At 58.9% G+C, this 20,101-nt stretch carries 11 protein-coding genes and 1 pseudogene; 9 read left to right on the top strand and 3 right to left on the bottom strand.

Going from position 1 to position 20,101, the window contains the following annotated elements; all coding sequences use genetic code 11:
- Window positions 1–48: 48 nt before the first annotated feature.
- Window positions 49–327, top strand: a complete 279-nt coding sequence (locus BW992_RS04820) for a hypothetical protein (protein WP_076405699.1) — start codon at window positions 49–51, stop codon at window positions 325–327.
- 81 nt (window positions 328–408) lie between these two features.
- Here the strand turns inward: BW992_RS04820 and selO are convergent, their stop codons facing one another.
- Genes selO through BW992_RS04805 form a run of 3 tightly spaced genes read right to left on the bottom strand, consistent with a single transcriptional unit; the run spans window position 409 to window position 7,047 of the window.
- Window positions 409–1,872 carry a protein adenylyltransferase SelO gene (selO, locus tag BW992_RS04815; protein WP_076407325.1) on the bottom strand — a complete coding sequence of 488 codons (1,464 nt, stop codon included), beginning with the start codon at window positions 1,870–1,872 and terminating at the stop codon, window positions 409–411.
- 35 nt (window positions 1,873–1,907) lie between these two features.
- On the bottom strand, window positions 1,908–5,270 hold the full coding sequence (gene mscK, locus BW992_RS04810) for a mechanosensitive channel MscK (protein WP_072398014.1): 3,363 nt from the start codon (window positions 5,268–5,270) through the stop codon (window positions 1,908–1,910).
- Window positions 5,271–5,304: 34 nt separating this feature from the next.
- Entirely contained in the window at window positions 5,305–7,047 is a 1,743-nt protein-coding gene (locus BW992_RS04805) for a potassium/proton antiporter (RefSeq protein ID WP_072398015.1), read from the bottom strand.
- A gap of 256 nt (window positions 7,048–7,303) precedes the next feature.
- On the opposite strand from BW992_RS04805, the gene BW992_RS04800 reads away from it, so the two are divergent.
- The 8 genes and pseudogenes from BW992_RS04800 to BW992_RS04775 all read left to right on the top strand — a co-directional run bounded on the left by BW992_RS04800 (window position 7,304) and on the right by BW992_RS04775 (window position 19,990).
- Window positions 7,304–9,010 carry a ShlB/FhaC/HecB family hemolysin secretion/activation protein gene (locus tag BW992_RS04800; RefSeq protein WP_076405697.1) on the top strand — a complete coding sequence of 569 codons (1,707 nt, stop codon included), beginning with the start codon at window positions 7,304–7,306 and terminating at the stop codon, window positions 9,008–9,010.
- A 24-nt stretch (window positions 9,011–9,034) separates the two neighbouring features.
- Entirely contained in the window at window positions 9,035–16,432 is a 7,398-nt protein-coding gene (locus BW992_RS04795; RefSeq protein WP_076405695.1) for a two-partner secretion domain-containing protein, read from the top strand.
- Window positions 16,389–16,850 (top strand): hypothetical protein, encoded by a 462-nt coding sequence (locus tag BW992_RS26855; protein ID WP_143007951.1) that lies wholly within the window; start codon window positions 16,389–16,391, stop codon window positions 16,848–16,850. The genes BW992_RS04795 and BW992_RS26855 overlap by 44 nt, the downstream gene beginning before the upstream one ends.
- Before the next feature lie 226 nt (window positions 16,851–17,076).
- Window positions 17,077–17,709: pseudogene (locus BW992_RS27165) on the top strand (hypothetical protein).
- A gap of 348 nt (window positions 17,710–18,057) precedes the next feature.
- On the top strand, window positions 18,058–18,543 hold the full coding sequence (locus BW992_RS04785; protein WP_072432182.1) for a hypothetical protein: 486 nt from the start codon (window positions 18,058–18,060) through the stop codon (window positions 18,541–18,543).
- A 37-nt stretch (window positions 18,544–18,580) separates the two neighbouring features.
- Window positions 18,581–18,742 (top strand): HNH/endonuclease VII fold putative polymorphic toxin, encoded by a 162-nt coding sequence (locus BW992_RS27455; protein WP_371264409.1) that lies wholly within the window; start codon window positions 18,581–18,583, stop codon window positions 18,740–18,742.
- Window positions 18,743–19,127: 385 nt separating this feature from the next.
- Window positions 19,128–19,367: a hypothetical protein gene (locus BW992_RS26850; protein WP_148049148.1), complete on the top strand. Its 240-nt coding sequence runs from the start codon at window positions 19,128–19,130 to the stop codon at window positions 19,365–19,367.
- 392 nt (window positions 19,368–19,759) lie between these two features.
- The gene (locus BW992_RS04775) at window positions 19,760–19,990 is read left to right on the top strand and encodes a hypothetical protein (protein ID WP_072432181.1); all 231 of its coding nucleotides are present in this window, start codon (window positions 19,760–19,762) and stop codon (window positions 19,988–19,990) included.
- The last annotated feature ends 111 nt before the right edge of the window (window positions 19,991–20,101 follow it).

Genomic DNA, 20,101 nt, shown 5'->3' with positions numbered 1-20,101 from the left:
GACCTCAAAAACACCACAACGTATCTGTTCGCAACCCATGGAGGTCCCATGAGCCCTACGAAAGATCAAGCCTTCGCCCACGCACCGGACAACCCCAACGACGACGGCTTCGTGCTCGGCACGGCTGGTCGCGACGAAGACCCGAACGCCGCTCCCGCCTATGCAACCGATCGTCGCCACGATCGGGACGAGCTCACCCCGGAAGATGCCCGCGGCATGCCGGGCTATCCCGAGAAAAAGCCATCGACCGAACCGTCCGACAAGGAAGGCGCCGAGACCGAGCCGGGCATCGAAACCCCCGAGCAGGGCAACGACAAGGTGGGGTGAGCGCTGAAGGCCATCCAGATAAACATGTCGATTGCATGGACTCTCATGGCGAAGAAACGGCTCCTCAGCCATGGAGCCGCGTCACGACGAGCAGCTGATTTCCAGGTGCTTGCCCCATTCCGGCGGGCGTTGCGCGTAGCTGTCCATGCCCGGTTGTTCCTCGAACGGGTTGGCCAGCACGGTGTGCAGGCGGCGCACTTCGGCGTAGTCGCCTGACTCGGCCGCGTCAATGGCGTTCTGTGCCAGGTAGTTGCGCAGTACATACAGCGGGTTGACGGCGTGCATCCGGCTGCGGCGCTGACCCTGGTCGACAGGGTCTTCACGGCTGACCCGCTCGACGTAGAGCCTTCCCCAGGCATCGAAGCCCTTGAGGTCGACGAATTCGTCCCGCAGCCTGGCGACGGCCTGCTCCGCAGACTCTTCGCCCAGGCGGCGGAAGAACAGACTGTAGTCGACGCCACTGTTCTGCATCAGCTGAAGGAGGCGTTCCACCAGTTTCTGGTCGTCGTCTTCGGCGCGGGTCAGGCCGAGGCGGCGACGCATCAGGTCCAGGTAATGGGCCTGGAAAAGTGGCAGGTACAGGCCCAGGGTCTCTCGCAGGGCTTCGACGCTGATGAAGGGCGTCAGGGCCTGGGCCAGGGCGCTGAGGTTCCATTGGCCGATGGGCACCTGGTTGCTGAATGAATAGCGGCCCTGGTCATCGGAGTGGTTACAGATGAAATTGGCATCGAAGTCATCGAGGAAGGCGAACGGCCCGAAGTCGAAGGTAATGCCCAGGATCGACATGTTGTCGGTGTTCATCACTCCGTGGCAGAAGCCATAGGCCTGCCATTTGGCAATTAGCTCGGCGTTGCGCTCGACGATTTCGCGGAACATCGCCAGGTACGGCTCCGGCTGCTCGCGGCACTCGGGAAAGTGCAGGTTGAGCACATGCTCGGCGAGGGTCGCCTGCAGTTCCGGTTTCTTGGTGTAGTAAAAGTATTCGAAGTGGCCGAAGCGCACGTGGCTTGGCGCCATGCGCAATACCATGGCGGCGCGTTCCTGCTTTTCGCGCCAGACCTGGGTGTCTGAACCGATTACGCACAAGGCGCGCGTGGTGGGAATGCCCAGGGCGTGCAGCGCTTCCGAGCCGAGGAATTCGCGGATCGACGAGCGCAGGACCGCCCGTCCATCGCCCATCCGTGAAAACGGCGTCTGGCCGGCCCCCTTGAGGTGCAAGTCCCAGTGCTGGCCGGCTTCGTTGTACACCTCTGCCAGCAACAATCCACGGCCGTCCCCCAGTTGCGGGTTGTAATGACCGAACTGGTGCCCGGAATAGACCATCGCCCGAGGCTCGGTCTCGGCCCATAGCTTGTGCCCGCCGAACAGCTCGGCGAACAACGGCGTGTGGGCTTCGGCCGGATCCAGGTCCAGCAGCGCCATGGCCGCCGGGCTGGCCACCACCAGTCGTGGGTTGTCGATGGGCTCGGGCAGTACATGGGCCGAGAAACCGTCGCCCAGGCGGGCGAAGCGGTTATCGAAGGTCAACGTTTCCAGCGTTTTCATGGCCGTCTCCGGCGCGATGCCTTGGGCATCGCACATCAGTCGAGTGTTTCTTGCGGCGGCTCTTGCACCGGCTTGATGCTGGCTACGGCCGAGGGCACCGGCGGGATGGTTTTCTTGTCCGGCTCGGCGGGTACCAGCTTGTATTCCTGGCCGTGAAGGTTCTTCAGGTAGATTTCCATCTGCCGGAAGGAGATGTTGATGTGCTCCTTCTTGAACTCACGGTTGATGAAGCGGTTGATCTCGTCCAGTACCGGGTTGCGGTCACCGAGGTCGCGCACATGCATGCGCAGCTCATGATCGAGGGTGCTCTCGCCGAAGTTCAGGAAGTACACGATCGGTTCCGGCTCCTTCAGCACCCGCGGGTTCTCCCGGGCAGCCTTGAGCAGCAGTTCGCGCACCCGGTCCAGGTCGGAGCCGTAGTCCACGCCCAGTTTCAGGGTCACCCGGGTAACGGTGTCGGTCAGCGACCAGTTGATCAGTTGCCCGGTGATGAAGGTCTTGTTCGGGACGATGATGTCCTTGCGGTCGAAGTCGGTGATGGTGGTCGCGCGGATTCGGATCTTGCTCACCGTACCCGACAGGTTGCCGATGGTGATGGTGTCGCCGATTCGCACCGGACGCTCGAACAGGATCATGATCCCGGATATGAAGTTGGCGAAGATTTCCTGCATGCCGAAGCCCAGGCCTACCGACAGCGCCGCCACCAGCCATTGCAATTTGTCCCAGCTCACGCCCAGGGTGGACAGGGTGGTGACGAAGCCGACGCCGGCGATCACATAGGACAGCAGCGTGGTGGTGGCATAGGCGCTGCCCTGGGCCAGGTTCAGCTTCGACAGCACGAACACTTCCAGCAGGCCCGGCAGGTTGCGCGCCAGCGCGAAAGTGATGCCGATGATGATCAGCGCGCCGAGCATGTCGCCGATGCTGATGGGCACCATGCTCATGTTGACGCCCGTGCCGCTGGTGTATTCGTAGAGGGTGATGTTGTCCAGGTACGAGAACACGCTGATCAGGTCCGACCAGACCCAGTACAGTGCGGCGATGAAGCCACCCAGCAGGGCCAGTCGGATCAGGCGCAGGGACTGTTCGTTGACTTTCTCGATGTCCAGGGTCGGCTCTTCGACCACCGCCTCGCCATCGCCGGCTTCCTTGGCTGCCTGACGCTTGGCCAGGGCTCGCTGGTAGGCCAGGCGCCGGGCCGCGACGGACAGGCCCCGCACGAAGGTCGCCTCGATCACCAGCCAGAACATCAGCAGGTAAAGGGTGTTGATCAGCCGGTCGCTGAGTTTCAGCGCGGTGTAGTAGTAGCCAAAGCACACGGCCACGAACAGGGCGATGGGCAAGGCGGTGAACACCACCCCGACCGCCTTGCGGAACAGAGAGGTGTTGCGATGGGTCGGGCTGCTCAGCAGCAGGCGGCTGAGCAACCAGGCCATCAGGGCGTAGCAGGTGAGCACCACCGGCATGCCCAGTACGTCGTCGGCCAGGGTCGAAGGTTGCAGCTCGGCCACGGCCACCACGGCCACCAGCGCCAGCACCACCAGCCCGAGGCGACGGATCCAGCCCTGGAGAAATTCGACCTGGGGTTTCTCCCAGCGGAAATGCAGCTCGGCCACGCCACCGGGGGCCAGTATGCGATAGGCGGTGTAGAACACCAGCCAGGCCTGGCCGATCTGCAACAGCGCGGCACCGAGGTTGGCGTTCTGGCCGCGGGCGTCGATCTGCAAGGCATAGCCACAGAGCGCCAGCGCCAGGGCCACCGGCATCGCCAGCAGGATGTTGATCAGGATCGCCTGGGGCGTATGCCACTGGCTGTCGCGCTTGAAGTGGCCAACGTCCTGGTGAACCTTGTTCAGCCGGGCATAAAGATTCTTGCGTCGCCACAGCAGCGCACCGATCAGCAGCGCCAGGGGCAGGAACAGCAGTGGGCGCTGGGTCAGGCCATCGGCCAGCTCACTGAGACTCGAGGCCCAGGGCAGCGAGTCCACCTGTTTTTCCAGGCGGCTTGGCACGCCACGCAACCATTCAAGATCCAGTGGCTTGTTGCTGGGGATCCAGAACATCTGTTCTTCGAGGGTCGCCCGCAGGTTTTGCGCGGTGCTGAGCAGTTGCTTCTGGTTGAGCTGCAACGTAATGGATTCGTTGAGCACGGCGCTCAGTTCGCGGCTCAAGCGTTCCAGCAGGTCGATCCGGGTCAGTGCCAGGTCCAGCAGGGTCTTGCGCAACTGCGGCGTAACCTGTTCCGCCGGTTGCGATGCCAGCAGGCTGTCGACGTAGGCGCTCGGATTGTTCAGTAGCTCGCGTTGCTGGCTGACTTCGAACTGATACAGGCGGATGTCGGCGATCTGGTCGGCCAGGTTCTGGTCCAGTTGCAGGCGCGGCAGGGTCTGGCGTTGTTTATAGAGGATCTTGGAAAGCAGGAGGCTGCCCTTGAGTACGCTGATCTGTTCGTCCAGGGCCGCGTCGGTCTGGGTGACGCTGTCCAGCAGTTGCTTGGTCTGCAGGTTCTGCTGGGTGACTTCGTTGAGGCGGTCGGTGCTTTTGAGCAGATAGTCCGAAAGCTTGAGGTTGGCCGCGCTTTCGGTGGCCAGCAGGCTGCTGCCGCCGGCTTTCTGCGCTTCGATGGATTGCTGGGTCACCGTTTCCTGGGACTGGGCCAGGCGCTTCTGGCTGATCAGGTTCTGCAGGTCCTGGATCTCCTGCTCCATGCGGGCGATCTTTTCCATCAGCAAGTCGTGCTGGCCGTTGCCCAGGTCCTGCAACTGGCTGTTGCCGGCCAGTTCCTGGCGCCGTAGCGGGATCAGCGCGTTGAGGGCCGCCAGTTCGGCGTTGAGCTGGTCGCGCTGTTCACTGCTGAGGGTTTTTCCAGCGTCTCTTCCCGCCTTGAGAATGGCGTTGATCTGTTGGATGCGAGTCTGGCTGTTGGCAATTTCGGCCTGGGCCCGTTCGGGCCGGGTCTGTGCGGTGATGATCAGGCTGTTGGCATCGGCGAGGGCCTTTTGCAAGTCGCTCTGCTGGGTGGAGCGATCCGTCAGCATTTGTTCGAGCTGGGGAATCGGCAGGTTCGCGTAACGCTGCGCCACGGGCACCACAGGTGTGCTCTTGAGTCGCGTCAGTTCACGCTGGTTTTCAATGTTCTGCTTGGGGGCGTTGGCCAACTGCTGCTTGAGTGCCTGCAGTTTCTGCTCGTACTCGGCCTTGCTGGCGAGTTGGGCCAGGGTGCCTTGCAGCACCGCTTGCAAAGCCTTCTGGTCGGCTTCCGGCAGTTTGCGGTCGGCGATCTTGTCCAGGCTGGCCTGAACCGATTCGCTGGTGGGCGGCTCGGCGGCTTGCAGCGTGCAGATGGAAAGACTCAGGCCCAGCAGGGCAATGGCGAAAAAAGAGCGCAGGGTAGGCATAGAGACCGGTCAAGCAAATAAGAAAGGGAGCAGTTTAGAGGAACAAGCCGGGACCCGGGCGACTTCCTTCGGGGAATCTGACGCCCACTTTGCCGATCTTGTTCCCGTCCATGGCCGCGACAGTCCACAAGGTGTTGTTCCACTCCACCTGGTCGCCGACCACTGGAGCACCACCGACCTTCTGGGCAATGAAGCGGCCCAGGGACATGTCCGGATCGATACCGTCGAGCTTCAATCCGTACAGCGCCGCAACCGCAGCCAGCTGGGCGTCTCCCTCCAGAACGAAGTCGCCGAAGAAGCGCAGATCCAGGCCCCGTTGTGGCGCCTGGCTGAACAGTTTTCCGAGGGCCGGCAGGTCATGTTCATGGCCGATGACGCAGAGCAGGTCGTCGGTTTCAAGCACCGTACTACCCGACGGATGGAGCAGTTGCTGGCCGCGAAACAAGGCCGCGATACGTGTTCCATCGGGCATTTTCAGGTCCCGGAGGGGGGAACCGATGCACCATTTCTCCGCGCCCAGGCGATAGATGAACAGCTCCCATTCGCTGGTGACGTGCACTTCCAGCGCGGCCCGGGAGATCGGCAGCGGCTCCGGCGGGACGGTGACATGCAGCAGTTTGGCGACCCAGGGCAGGCTGGTGCCCTGCACCAGCAAGGACACCAGTACGATAAAGAACGCCAGGTTGAAATAGAGCTGGGCGTGAGGCAGGCCGGCCATCAACGGGAAGACCGCCAGGATGATCGGGACCGCGCCGCGAAGGCCGACCCAGGAAATGAAGGCTTTTTCGCGGCCATGGAAGGCCCGGAACGGCATCAGGCCCACCATGACCGACAGCGGCCGTGCCAACAGGATCATCCACAGTGCCAGGCCCAGGGCCGGCAAGGCGATCGGCAGCAGGTCGTGGGGTGTGACCAGCAATCCCAGTACCAGGAACATGCCGATCTGCGCCAGCCAGGCCATGCCGTCGAGCATATGCAGGATGCCGTGGCGGCTGCGCACCGGGCGGTTGCCCAGCACCAGGCCGCACAGGTACACCGCCAGGAAACCACTGCCGTGCAGGGTGTTGGTCAGGGCGAAGATGGCCAGGCCACCGCTGATCACCAGGATCGGGTAGAGGCCGTTGGCCAGGTTGATGCGGTTTACCAGCTGCAACATCAGCCAGCCACCACCCAGGCCGATCACCGCGCCGATGCCGAACTCGCGCACCAGATGCCCGAGCAGGCTCCAGTGCAGGCCGGTTTCACCACTGGCGAGCATGCCGATCAGGGTGACGGTCAGGAACACGGCCATGGGGTCGTTGCTGCCGGATTCGATCTCCAGGGTGGCGCTGACCCGTTCGTTCAGGCCCTTGCCCCCCAGCAACGAGAACACCGCCGCGGCGTCGGTGGAGCCGACGATGGCGCCGATCAGCAGGCCCTGGATCAGGTTAAGGTCAAACAGCCACGCCGCCGCCAGGCCGGTCAGGCCCGTGGTGATCAGCACGCCGACCGTCGCCAGCGACAGCGCCGGCCACAAGGCCACCCGGAAACTGGAGACCCGGGTACGCAAGCCACCGTCCAGCAGGATCACCGCCAGCGCAAGGTTGCCCACCAGATAGGCCGTGGCGTAGTTATCGAAGAGAATTCCGGCGCCGTCGACCCCGGCGACCATGCCCACGGCCAGGATGATCACCAGGATGGGGATACCCAGGCGGGACGAAAGGGAGCTGACCAGAATGCTCGCACCTACCAGCAACGCGCCGATCAAGAACAGGCTGTTGATGGTCGTCGCAGTCAAAGGCAGTACTCCGGAAAACTGAAAGACGGGCACAGGCTGACCATGCAGCCTGCGTGCCAGCGATTCTAACCTGTTGAAATACGATGCTGTCAAAAAGGTTTTGCGGGCCGGGCCGAGGGCACGGACCGATGCGTCTGATTCTGGATAACGGGTTCTCGGAATAACTCTGGAGACAAATATTTAATTGACGGCGCAAATGACGCTCCCTAGCATCGCGCCGCTATTTTTGGACGCCGTTTTATTCGAGGGATCGAACATGTTCTCACCCGCCCGTTGGGCGAGGTTGTGCTTGGCTTTGCTGTGCCTTTCTCCGCTGCTCCCCGCTCACGCTGCCCCCACCCCCGGTGACACCGACCTGATCCGCGAACGCCAGAACCGTTTGCTCGAGGAACAGCGCCGGCGCCTGGAGGATCTGAAGAACCTGCCCGGCCAGGAGGCGAAGCCGGCCCAGCCGACGGCGCCGGTCGATACCCGCTGCTTCCCCATCCGCACCATCGAGCTCAAGGGCGCCGACTGCCTTTCCTCCGCTGAGCGCGAGCGCCTGTTGGCGCCCTACATCGGCCAATGCCTGGGCGTGCCGCAACTCAACGAACTGCTCAAGGTCATCACCGACCGCTACATCGAGAAAGGCCTGGTCACCAGTCGTGCCTACCTGCCGCAGCAGGATTTGTCCGACGGTCACTTGCAGGTGCTGGTGGTGGAGGGGCGCCTCGAGGGCTTGAAGGGCGCCGAAAACAGCCGGCTTTCGGAAGGTGAACTGGCGATGGCGTTTCCCGGCAAGGTCGGCGACTTGGTCAACCTGCGGGAGATCGAGCAGATGGTGGACCAGCTCAACCGCCTGCCATCGAACCAGGCGCAGATGGAGCTGATGCCTGGGCAGCATGTCGGCGGCAGCGAAGTGCTGGTGCAGAACACCCCGCAAAAACCCTGGCGCGTCGGGTTGTCGCGGCACAACGACGGCCAGCGGAGCACGGGCGAACAGCAATGGGGCACGTCCCTGGATTGGGACAGCCCCTTGGGGCTGGCCGATCAATTGTCCTTGCGCGGCGGTCACGATGCCGTCAGCGATCATCAACGCACTTCGCGCAATGCCATGCTGTATTACAACCTGCCATTTGGCTGGTGGAACGTCAGCTACACCTATAGCCAGAGCGAATACCGCTCGCGGGGCACGGTCGACGGGTTCAATTTCAAGCAGACCGGCGACAGCCAGAACCACCAGGTGCGGGTCGAGCGGGTGGTCCATCGTGACGCGATGAGCAAGACGTCCCTCAACACCGGCCTGGCTTATCTGCGCACCAGCAACTTCATCGAAGACAGCAAGCTCGCCGTGAGCAGCCATCGCCTGAGTGAAGCGCAGTTCGGCATCAACCACGGACGGCGAGTCGGCAGTGCCTTCGTCAACCTGGACCTGGGCCTGCAGCAAGGCATCGGTGCCTTCGATGCCCAGGGCGACGATAATCCACGCCCCGGCCAGCCCGACGCGCGCTACCGCAAATACACCGCCACCCTCAGCTACCTGCAACCCTTCCAGCTCTGGGGCGAGTCCTTCAGCTTCAGCAGCCTGATGACCGGGCAGCGCAGCGAAGACGTGCTGTTCAGCCCGCAGCGCATGAGCCTGGGCGGGCAATCGTCGATCCGGGGCTACAAGGACCAGTCGCTGGCCGGCGACAGCGGCGGTTACTGGCGCAACGACCTGCGCTGGAGCCGCCCGGTCACCCTGGAGTGGCTGCGCCCGGTGTTCGCCGAGTACGGCACCAGCCTGGGTTACGACCAGGGTGTCATCACCGGGACCCGCTACAACGGCGACGAGCATGGGCGCATGTCCAGCCACTCGCTGGAGCTGTTCGCCCGCGGCGAACACCTGAGCGCCAGCGTGACCTTCGCCCATTCCCTGGAACGTCCGGATGCCCTGACCGAGCGCGAAGCGCCAATCTACTTGCGCCTGGATGTTTTCCTCTAATTTCTGCTGCAACGAGACCTGATCATGGACGACCGCCAATACGCCTTCCTGGCACGCCAGCCTTCTGCTGCCCTGCAAAACCGCAACCTGTTCTGGGGCATGCCCAAGCGCGGCCTGGCGTTCCTGTTGGCCAACGTCATGTTCTGGCAACCGCTGTGGGCCCAGGCCGATGGCATCGTGGTCAGCCGTCCGGGCACCAGCCTCGGCCAGGCGGGCAACGGCGTGCCCATCGTCAACATCGCCAAGCCCAATGGCAGCGGCCTGTCCCACAACCAGTTCAAGGACTACAACGTCGGCAGCAACGGCGTGATCCTCAACAACGCCACCAACCGCACCCAGTCCACGCAACTGGGCGGGATCATCCTCGGCAACCCGAACCTCAACGGCACGGCGGCCAAGGTCATCCTCAACGAAGTCAACGGCGGCAATCCCAGCCAGTTGCGCGGCTACACCGAAGTGGCGGGGAAGTCGGCCCATGTCATCGTCGCCAACCCCTATGGCATCACCTGCAACGGCTGCGGCTTCATCAATACCCCACGGGCGACCCTGACCACCGGCAAGCCGGTCGTCGAGAATGGCCAGTTGAGCCGCTACCAGGTGGACCAGGGCAGCGTCGCCATCGAAGGCGCGGGCCTGAATGCGAACAACGTCGACCGCTTCGAAATCATCACCCGCAGCGCCCGGATCAACGCCGAGATCCAGGCGAAAAACCTGACCATCGTCGCCGGACGCAATGACGTCGATGCCGCCACCCTCAACGCCACTGCACGGGCCGATGACGGCAGCGCCAAGCCGCAACTGGCCATCGACTCCTCGGCCTTGGGCGGTATGTATGCCGGGGCGATCAAGCTGGTGGGCACCGAGGCCGGGGTCGGGGTGAAACTGGACGGCAAGCTGATTGCCAGTGGGGGTGATATCCAGCTCGATGCCAATGGGCATTTGAGCCTGGCGCAGACCACCGCGGCCGGGGCTGTCGACCTCAAGGCGCAGAGCCTGGACGCTCGGGAAACGATCTATGCCGGCAGCCGCCTCCAGGTCACGACCCGAGGCGGCATCGACAACCGACGCGCCATGGCCGCGCGTGACAGCGTCACGCTGACGACCGACGGCCAACTCAGCAACCTTGGCATCATCGAGGCGGGGGTCAATGCCGACAGCACTCGCAACCAGGTCGGCGATGTCGTCCTTGCGGCGGCTGCCCTCGATAACCGCGGGCAAGCCGTGATTGCCAGTCGCGACTTGAAAGCCACGACCACCCAGACCCTGGACAATCGCGGCGGTACCTTGTCTGCGACGAAAACCCTGACCGTCGACAGCAAGGCCCTCGACAACCGCGCCGGCACACTGGTCAGCCAGGGCGCATTGAACGCGACAGTCCTCGGGACGCTGGACAACCGCGGCAAGGGCACCCTCGCCAGCGGTGGCGAGCAGGCCCTGGTCGCCGGGACGTTGAAAAACAGTGAAGGCGTTGTCAGCGCCAAGGACAGGCTGAAGATCGAGGCGAAAACCCTCGATAACAGCCGCGGCAAGATTGCTTCGGATGCCGCCCTGACCGTTGGCGCAGGTGACGTTGACAACAGCGGCGGCCAAATCACCAGCCAGGCGGATACGGTCGCCACGCTGGACAGTTTCAAGCAGCAGGGCGGCAAGCTGGTCAGCCAGGGGAAACTGACACTGACAGCAAACCGCATCGATAACAGCGACGACGGCTATATCGCCTCGGTCAAGGCCATGGCCCTGACTGCCCACCAACACCTGCTCAACACTGGCAAGGCGATTATCAGTACCGAACAAGGCCTGACCATCGCTGGGGGAGAGGTCGATAACACCAACGGCAGCCTGCTCAGCCAGGATGACCTGAAGGTCGATATCGTGGGGGACCTTCTCAATCGGGACGGCAGCGCCATCGCCCAGGCCGGTAACGTCGATATCGAGGCGAGCAGCCTCGACAATCGTGGCGGCGTGCTGGCAACGGTCAATGGCTGGTTGAAAACCGCTCTCGACAAGGTACTGGACAACAGTCAATCGCTCACCGCCGGCGGTGACGCCGGATTGATCCAGGCCCAGTCCATCGACCTCGGCGCAACGCAGGCGGTGCTCAACAACGGCGGACAGGTGTCGGCCCTGTCCGGGGCGGCTGAAATCGGCACTGGCGCATTGCACAATCGCAACGGTGCCTTGCTTGCCAGGCAGGGGCTGGCGGTCCGTGCCCATGATCTGGATAACAGCAACGGACGCGTAGCGGCGGACACCATCGATTTCGGACTTGGGGCAGCACTCATCAACCAGGGCGGCCTGGTAGAGGGCAGCAATGGCCTGGCGATCCGGGCTGCATCGATCGACAACCAGCGCGGCAAGTTGCGTTCGGTGGGCCAGCAGGGAGCGGCGACCCTGGAGGTTGGCCAACTGCTGGACAACCAGAACGGCCTCATCGAGGTGGCCAGCCACGACCTGTCCTTGCAGATGGCCGGTTTCCTGAACGCTGATGGCAGCGTTCGCCATGTGGGCAGCGGCACCCTGGACGTGGACATCGCCAGGTTCAGTAACGTCGGCGGCAGCCTGACGACATCGGGTACCTTGACCGTCGACGCGGCCCGCTGGGATAACAGCTCGGCTATCCAGGCCGATGTCTTCGACCTGAAGGTCGGCCAGCTCAATCAATCCGACCGCGGTAGCCTGCTCGCCGTCAAAAGCCTGCTCGCCACGGGTGGCAACTGGAACAACGCAGGCGTCATTGGCAGCGATGAAGCCCTCGATCTGAGGCTGACCGGTGCCTATGTCGGCACGGGCAGCAGTCGGGCCAGCAGCGTCGGTCGGTTCGACTTGAGTGCGGCAAGCATCGATGTTTCGAGCGGCTCGCGCCTGGCTGGAGGTGGTGCTACCACCATCGGCAGCCTCGGCGCACTGAACAATGCCGGGCGGATCACCAGCGGCGACACGTTCGCCCTGACCGCCGCCCGCTTGACCAACACGGGCACGCTGGGCGGCGCCCGGGCGGTCGAACTGACCGCCGACGAGGCGCGCAACGATCATGGCCTGATCTTCAGCGGCGCGGACATGGGGCTGCGTTTCAATCGGTTCACCAACCATTTCGCCGATGTCTACAGCCTGGGGGCGCTGAATGTCGCGGCGCGGGACGGTGTGGCCCGCAGCGAACTGCTCGAGAACATCTCCGGCACCCTGGAATCGGCAAAGGACATGTCGCTGCGCAGCAATGTCCTGATCAACCGCAAGGACGTCTTTACCACCACCGATCAACTGGTGTCGGGTTCCATCAGCGTCAAATGCTACGACTGCAGCGGCGACCACCACAACGTCGACTACATCGCCAATGAAACCTACCAGAGCGTGGTGCTCCAGGACTCGGCCAGCGCCACCTTGATGAGCGGCGGCAAGCTGACCATCGACGGCCTTGCGGTAGCCAACCACCACAGCGTCATGGCCTCGGGCGCCGACCTGCTGATCAAGGCGGATAACTTTGCCAACGTCGGCGCCGCTGCCGGCTCCAGCGTCAGGACGCGGACCTGGAACACCGGCAGGGTGACCGACGGAACCGACGAGCGTTTCCGTTCGCGCTTCATCGTTCCCTACAACGCCCAGGCCAACCCCAAGGAAGTCCCGGTCGATGCACTCAACAGCTTCCGCCAGGTGGCTGACATCACCACCGTGACACCGGGTGCGCCGATGGCGCCGGCGGTCGTTCAATCGGGGGGCAATATCGACATCCAGGCCACCCAGAAACTGGAAAACAGCAGCATCGTGCAGTTCCAGGCGCCATTGGCGGGGACGGCCAGAACAGCGGCGACGGACGTCGCCACCTCCACGCAGCCTGCGATGGTGGTGCTCAACCCGCAGTTACCGCCCGACCTTGCGCAACAACAGGTCAACCCGACCGGCATGCCCGGGTTCAGCTTGCCAACGGGGGAGAATGGCCTGTTCCGCATCGTCGACAGCGCGGCTGCGGCGCAAGGCAGCCGTGACCAGAGCCGGGCCACCGTCCAGGGCTCGGATGCGAGCCGGGTCATTGTCGGGCCCAAGTACCTGATCGAAACCAACCCTGCGCTGACCGACCTCAGGCAGTTCCTGAGTTCGGACTACTTGCTGGGCAACCTGGGTTACGACCCCGACTCCAGCTGGAAGCGCCTGGGCGATGGCCTGTACGAGCAGCGCCTGGTCCAGCAGGCGGTGCTTGCCCGCACCGGACAGCGATTCATCGCCGGACAGACCAGCGATGAAGGCGTGTTCAAGTACCTGATGAACAACGCCATCGCCAGCAAGGAACAACTGAACCTGGCCGTTGGCGTGACCCTCACGTCGCAGCAGGTCGCCGCGCTGACCCATGACATCGTCTGGATGGAAGACCAGGTGATCAATGGCGAGCATGTGCTGGTGCCGGTGCTCTACCTGGCCCAGGCCAACCGCCGGTTGATGGCCGATGGCGCGCTGATCCAGGGCAAGGACATCACGCTGATTGCCGGCACCGACCTCAAGAACGCCGGAACGCTGCACGCCAGCGAAAACCTCTCGGCGGCGGCTGGGAACAACCTGGTCAACACGCGCCTGGCCGAAGCCGGCGAGCGGCTCAAGCTGGTTGCCGGCAAAGACCTCGTCAACATCCAGGGCGGGATTCTCAAGGGCCAGGATGTCGAGCTGTCGACCTTGACCGGCGATATCCGCAACGACCGCACCGTCAGCATCATTGAAAACAGCGGCCAGGGTTTCAGCTCGAAAACCTCGGTGGTCGACAATGCCGCACGCATCGAGGCCGGCAACAACCTCACCGCGCGGGCGGCGGGCGACCTGCTGAACGTGGGCGGCGCCATCACCGCAGGCAACGACATTGACCTGCGCGCGGGGGAAGACATCGTCATTTCCGCCGCCCGGGAAGAAAACGGCTCGATGCGCAAGGACAAGCGCCACTTCTGGGAACAGAGTCAGACCGTCCAGCATGCCAGTGAAATCAAGGCCGGCGGCGACCTGAATGCCACAGCCGGCAAAAACCTGACCGTCGTCGCCAGTCACCTCGAAGCCAAAGGCGATATCAACCTGACCGGCACCGACGTTTCCCTGATCTCGGCAGCGAACGAAGACGCCAGCGAATACCGCTACAAGCGCAGTGGCAAGAAGATCAACAAGGAAGAGGATCACGTCCAGCAGCAGGCGACCACCCTCAATGCGGGCGGGGATGTAGCGATTGCTGCGCGCAACAACCTGTCGGTGGTGGCGAGCAGGATTACGGCGGGTGACGAGGCTTACCTGGTTGCCGTTAAGCAGATAAGTCTGCTGGCTGAGCAGAATCGGGATTATTCGCTGTATGACATGAAGAAGAAGGGGGGATGGGGCAGTAACGCCGCAAGGCGGGATGAGGTGACTCAGATCACTCATATCGGCAGCGAGATCAAGGCCGGGGGCAACCTGAAACTGATCAGCGGTGGGGATCAGACCTACCAGGTGGCGAAGCTGCAAAGTGGCAATGACCTGACCCTAGACAGTGGTGGGCGAATCATCTTCGAGGGGGTCAAGGACTACCACGACGAAAGCCACACCAAGAGCAAAGGTGACCTGGCCTGGTACAAGATGAAAGGCGAGGGACGCACCGATGAAACCTTGCGCCAGAGCGAGCTTGTCGCCCAAGGACAGTTGGTCATCAAGGCCGTTGACGGCCTGCGTATCGACGTCAAGCAAGTCGATAAACAGAGTGTCAGCCAGACCATCGACGCGATGGTGAAGGCTGAACCGGGCCTGGCCTGGATGAAACAGGCCGAGGCGCGTGGCGACATCGACTGGCGTCAGGTGAAGGAAATCCACGACAGCTTCAAGTATGAAAACTCCGGTCTGGGTGCCGGAGCCAAAATCGCCATCGCGATTTTGATGTCGTTCATCATGGGCCCGGCCGGCTTCGGACTGTCAGGCACCAACCTTGCGGTAGCCACCAGCCTGAGTACCACCGCAGTCACCAGTACTATTGAGAACAAAGGCAACCTGGGTCGTGCGCTAAAGGAAACAGTGAGCGCCGATAGCTTGAAGAGTGCGGCGATTGCCGGTTTTACCGCCTATGCGTTCGAATACGCGGACAAAGAATGGTTTACCAGTGCCGACAGCGCCAATACTGCAACTCAAGGCGTCGAGCCGTCGGCGGGTTCGACGGGTTCGGCAAGTTCAGCATCAAGCGCGCGTAATTCATCCAAGGATATCTTCCGTTGGAGTAACGCGACTGACACGGCAGTCCGCACAACTGGGAAAGCGCTCATCTCCAGTAGCATTTCCACAGCGATTGGAGGCGGCAGCTTCGGCAGCAACTTCAATGCTGCCCTGCTGGGAGAGGCCGGCAATGTGGCGATGGCGACCGGTTTCAACTGGGTGGGCGATACCATCAAGTTCCCGGATGGCGGCCCTCAGAAAATTGTGGCCCACGCGATCATGGGTGGCCTGCTGGCTGAACTGACAGGCAGTGATTTCAAAACGGGGGCAGTCGCCGCCGGTTTGAACGAAGCGCTGATTCCCAGCATGGTCAAGGTGGCGGATAAAAACGAACATCTGCAACTGATGCTCTCGCAACTAACGGGGCTACTGGCTGCGGCCGCGGTCAACGGCGATCTCGATACAGGTTCGAAGATTGCCGAGAAAGCGACCGCGTTCAACTATCTGTTCCATGCGGAATTGGTGGAGAGAGAACAAAAGCTCAACAGCTGCACATCACCAGCTGATTGCCAATCCATCCGTGATTTTTACAACAACCTCGACACAGCCCGAAACCGGGAGTTTGGACAGTACTGCCTGCAGAATCCGGCGGGCTGTGCGCAGATTACGAAGCAGCTGGCGGATGAGATTTCGGCCAATGAAAAATTGCTGCATGACGGCAGAAGCTCAGGGCTGAATCGCTCGGTAGCACTTTGGGAAATCACGCGGAGTAACGAGCGGGCCATCAATACCGGCATTATCGAGAATACGCGTACCGAAAAAGGCGATGGCGCTGCATTACTGGCCGAGCTTGCGTCGGATGGATTGAGTCCGGATCGGGGATTGTTCGCGTCGACGGCTGGGGGGAAGGGTGGTACAACCGGGGTTAAGGTTGGGGTTGTTGGGGATAATAGTGCGAAAGGTGGGGCGAAGACACCACAAACTCTAGAGCAGATATCAAATCCCCCGCAGGCTCCTGTAATTCCATTCGGATGGATCAGTCGGCCAGGGAAAAATGGTGGGGAAATCTACTACCCACCTGGAACTGATCCGGCAAAAGGAGAGCACATCCGAGTTATGCCGCCTGGCTCATCACCTGTCCCGGGATATGAGAATGGATATTGGCGCTGGCAGAACTCCGGCAAGCAACCAATGAACCCCGCAACAGGCAAACCGGGGAAAGGTCAGGGGGATACACATGTTCCTCTTCTTCCTGACTCTTTGCCGCCGATTCGTCGTTGAAGCTATTTATCAATCAAGGTGGCGTATGTACTCATTACCGGCTGATTTTGACTTTTCACTGCTATCCGGCTGTTATCTGGAGATGGTATGTTTTGGTGTGCGAATGACGAAATTGGAATTTTCACGCCCCCAGATTTCTGCTGGCATCTCTCCATATAGAGTCTCTTTTTGTGTGGAAGGTGGTTTGAAATATGAAGTAAATGGCGTGTTAGGGCAAAGACGGTTTTCTGATTCATCCACAAGTGCGCCGTTATTGGATTTTTTGCTACAGGATGTCCTGTCGGTTAGAGAGGTTGAGGCAGCAGCGCTGCAGATACTATTTAACTCAGGCGACAGTATTGTTGTTGAACCGGATAACGACAGTGGTTATGAGGCTTATACAATTTACTTGGATTCCGGTGATGTAGTGGTTGTTTGAAGCGGTTAGAAAAGGTGGCGAAAAAAGAGGCAAATTTATTTGTCATGCTGGTAAATAAATCTGTCCTTATTTTTTGTCCCCTTTTTTTATTTTTTTGCTTCAGTAACAGCGACTCGGTGATTAACGCCCATAGAGATTTGGGGGATGCCAAACGCGATGGTGAATGTTTGATCAAGGGTTGTGTGCCGGCGGTCTACATTATAGAGTAAAGAAATAAAGGTGTTTTATGGGGCCTGAAAAGTACGAGTTGTTGAATAGCGTTCCAGGGCATGCAGATTATGCCGTGAGCGCAGGGGACTTGGATCCGGAGGATATCCCGCAGGAAAGAATTAGTGCTGTGCTAGATCTGCATTCGTAATGCTAGTAATGATGAGGAAAGATTTTTTGCCGCAAAATTACTGACTAGTTTGGGCATCCATGAAGGCTTGATTGCTTTGGAAGCAAGTATGGAAAAGCCAGAGCAAATCGAGGGGATTTATTCTCATCGGGTATATGGGTACGACGATACTTATTACCAGATACTCTTGGCTGTTACTCGGTATTTTTCCAACGTGGCTGATCGTGGGGATATCGAAGTTGCTAGGGCTCAGATATATTCTATCCTTTCAAAAATCATTGCTTTAGCAAGTAGTAAATCTTCGAAATAGCCAAGATTTTTGATTTTGTGAGGCGTGAGAATTACACGGAATATGTGCCTCTTATTGAAAATCATCTTATTGCTATAATCGATAAGCCCGAGGTGCATCGCTGGAAAGTCTATGACGCTATTGAATTTCTGACAGATTTTAATTCAGATTTCATTGCATCTTTATTGAAAGATAAAAATAAGTCGATTGATGATTATAGGCCAGGAACGTAAGGTGGACGAAAAGGGGGCAGATTTGAATGGCACTTCCTTAGCGGCTAAGCGATTGAACTGAAAGCGAAAAATTAAGAGGGGCTGGTCTTGGTCTACGGTGATAGTTGCGAACACACACCAGCGAACCAAGGACACAGCCCCAATGGATCGTAGACGGCAAATTCTTCAGCATCAATGAACGAAAAGGGGACAGATTTATTTGTCAGGCTGGTAAATAAATCTGTCCCCTTTTTTCTTGGCGCCTCAAATCGATAAAGCATTTAAACGTTTGCCTCAGTCTGCACGGGCCCAGTTGGTTAGAAATGCTGAGAAGGGGCTGAAACGATTGCAAGAAACAGGGAATATGTAATGAGCAGTAAATATGCTGTGGTTATAAAACAAGGGATAGCTTTACCCGAAAGAGAGATATTGGTCAGACGGGCATGGGGCGATGTACCTGTCTCTTATATTCAGGATCAAGAAGTTTTCAATGAGTGCAGCTTTCTTGACTTGAAAGTTAACAAGTGGGAAGTCAATAAACAGTGGAGTAATCAGCAAAATAGCGAACCCTGGATAAGAGTTGAGATGCTCAAAGGGGGCGCGCTTAAGGAATATTTGCGGAATGAGGGCTGCTCCCTGTCTTTAGATGTTACAGACGAAGCTCTCGTGATTTTGGAGTTAGATGAGGGCGGATTGGAGTTGGACGAGGTTCTACTGTTAAGTCTGGTATCTGCGTTTCATAGTGGCTATAAAATTTACAGATGGGTCGATGATTTTCAAGAAGTGGGCGAAGATATTTTTATCTCTTTGCCAACTCAACATGCTATTCGTGAAAGATTGCTGACTTGCGCATAGTGTTTGTTTAGGTGAAAAGGGGGCGGATTTGTTTTTTGTGCTGGTAAATAAATCTGTCCCCTTTTTTTGGGGTCCCCCTTTTTTGGTAAGAACGGTAAGGATCCGTGATGATGCAAGGGGTCATGATTTCGGTGTGGGAAATCCACAAAATCGCGGCTCCCACTTTAATGATGAAATCGGAAATCACTATGACTATTGATATTGAAATTTTGAGCGCGCCTAATATTTCTATACCGAACGAGGTATTCAATATTAACCGTCCGCAGAGAGGGGCGGCCGAGGCCATCTCTGTAGCGAGTTTTATGGTTGCTGAGTCATCAAGTAGCTCTTTGGTTCTGGTGTTAGATTATATTTTCTCTTAATTGAAAAAAAACTTACTCGGTTACGACGTCTGGTTTTTTGTTGGTAACTCAGCATGGCAGCCAGATACACGAGTGATCCGATACCGAAAGTTGTGGGGGGCTTTAAGCTTTCGCGGAAATGAAGTTGTAGGCGGCAGTGAACTGCAAGAACGCATGGTTGAGGCAGATGGGCAGTAAAAATTTTTTGGTGCTGTGCGGCTATCGAGAAATTCAGTTGAGTTTTTGGCGAAAATTCTTGAGGTTGAACGCTGCTCATATATCGCTGCGCTGCCTAGCGGGTTTGATGTGAAAAGTATTTTGGATGTGGGATGGTCCGGGAATGTATCGGATGATTTGGATTTGCATTACTTGATAAGTGAAAAGAAAGGGCTGCTTTTTAGGAGGCTTGGTGAATTTGATGAGGGTGAGCAAGGTTTATTATCCACAGGTCCGTCAGAAGTGATGGGCGGATTATTGAATTGATTGGAGGGTGATGGTGTGGCATCTTTGTGCTGATTCGTAAATAACTCTGAGAGTTATCTGGCCGGCCTCCCTGCCTCACAGGTGAAAAGGGCACAGATTTATTTGTTGTGCTGGTAAATAAATCTGTCCTCTTTTTCTAAAATTTCCGTTCACCGTGCGATTGGAACCGAATACTCGCGACCCGTTGAAATGACCGTTGACTTGGGCGGAGGTCACACCTACGGCCTTTATGGTACCTCTCGATGACGTGGTGGTATTACGAGATACGACACATTGATACAGGGCGTTCCGCCAATGGACGAAAAGGGGACGGACGAAAAGGGGACAGATTTATTTGTCATGCTGGTAAATAAATCTGTCCCCCTTTTTTCTTTTTTGAAGAACTGGAAATAATGTACTCACAAGCCGATCTTGCAACGGATTTAGAAAAAACATTGGTTGATGGTTTCGAGGTTTTTAGGATTTCGAAAGCCGCATTTGAAATATATCAAAATCATGGCTTAGAAATAACTGCGCCCATGGATCGAGTGCTCCTCACGCTGATTGCAATGGAAGAGGGTGAGGAATTTGAGTTGACTGAAGCTGAGTTTTTGGCTCTGATTTCAGAGATAAAAACTATGTAGATAAGGCGAAATTTACTGTGACGCTATGTAAGCCACAAAAAAAGGGACAGATTTATTTTGCAGGGATGGGTTGGCTTTTAGCCTTGACTTGAGGCCGGCTAATGGGTGTCC

This window comes from Pseudomonas sp. 7SR1 (assembly GCF_900156465.1).
Lineage (GTDB): Bacteria > Pseudomonadota > Gammaproteobacteria > Pseudomonadales > Pseudomonadaceae > Aquipseudomonas.
This window is presented reverse-complemented; position numbering and strand designations above follow the sequence as displayed.

Excerpts from the sequence above, each read along its gene's own strand:
- selO (WP_076407325.1), bottom strand. The coding sequence starts at position 1,872 with ATGAAAACGCTGGAAACGTTGACCTTCGATAACCGCTTCGCCCGCCTG.
- BW992_RS04775 (WP_072432181.1), top strand. The coding sequence starts at position 19,760 with ATGTACTCACAAGCCGATCTTGCAACGGATTTAGAAAAAACATTGGTT.
- BW992_RS04785 (WP_072432182.1), top strand. The coding sequence starts at position 18,058 with ATGAGCAGTAAATATGCTGTGGTTATAAAACAAGGGATAGCTTTACCC.
- BW992_RS04795 (WP_076405695.1), top strand. The coding sequence starts at position 9,035 with ATGGACGACCGCCAATACGCCTTCCTGGCACGCCAGCCTTCTGCTGCC.
- BW992_RS04820 (WP_076405699.1), top strand. The coding sequence starts at position 49 with ATGAGCCCTACGAAAGATCAAGCCTTCGCCCACGCACCGGACAACCCC.
- BW992_RS04800 (WP_076405697.1), top strand. The coding sequence starts at position 7,304 with ATGTTCTCACCCGCCCGTTGGGCGAGGTTGTGCTTGGCTTTGCTGTGC.
- BW992_RS26855 (WP_143007951.1), top strand. The coding sequence starts at position 16,389 with ATGTTCCTCTTCTTCCTGACTCTTTGCCGCCGATTCGTCGTTGAAGCT.
- mscK (WP_072398014.1), bottom strand. The coding sequence starts at position 5,270 with ATGCCTACCCTGCGCTCTTTTTTCGCCATTGCCCTGCTGGGCCTGAGT.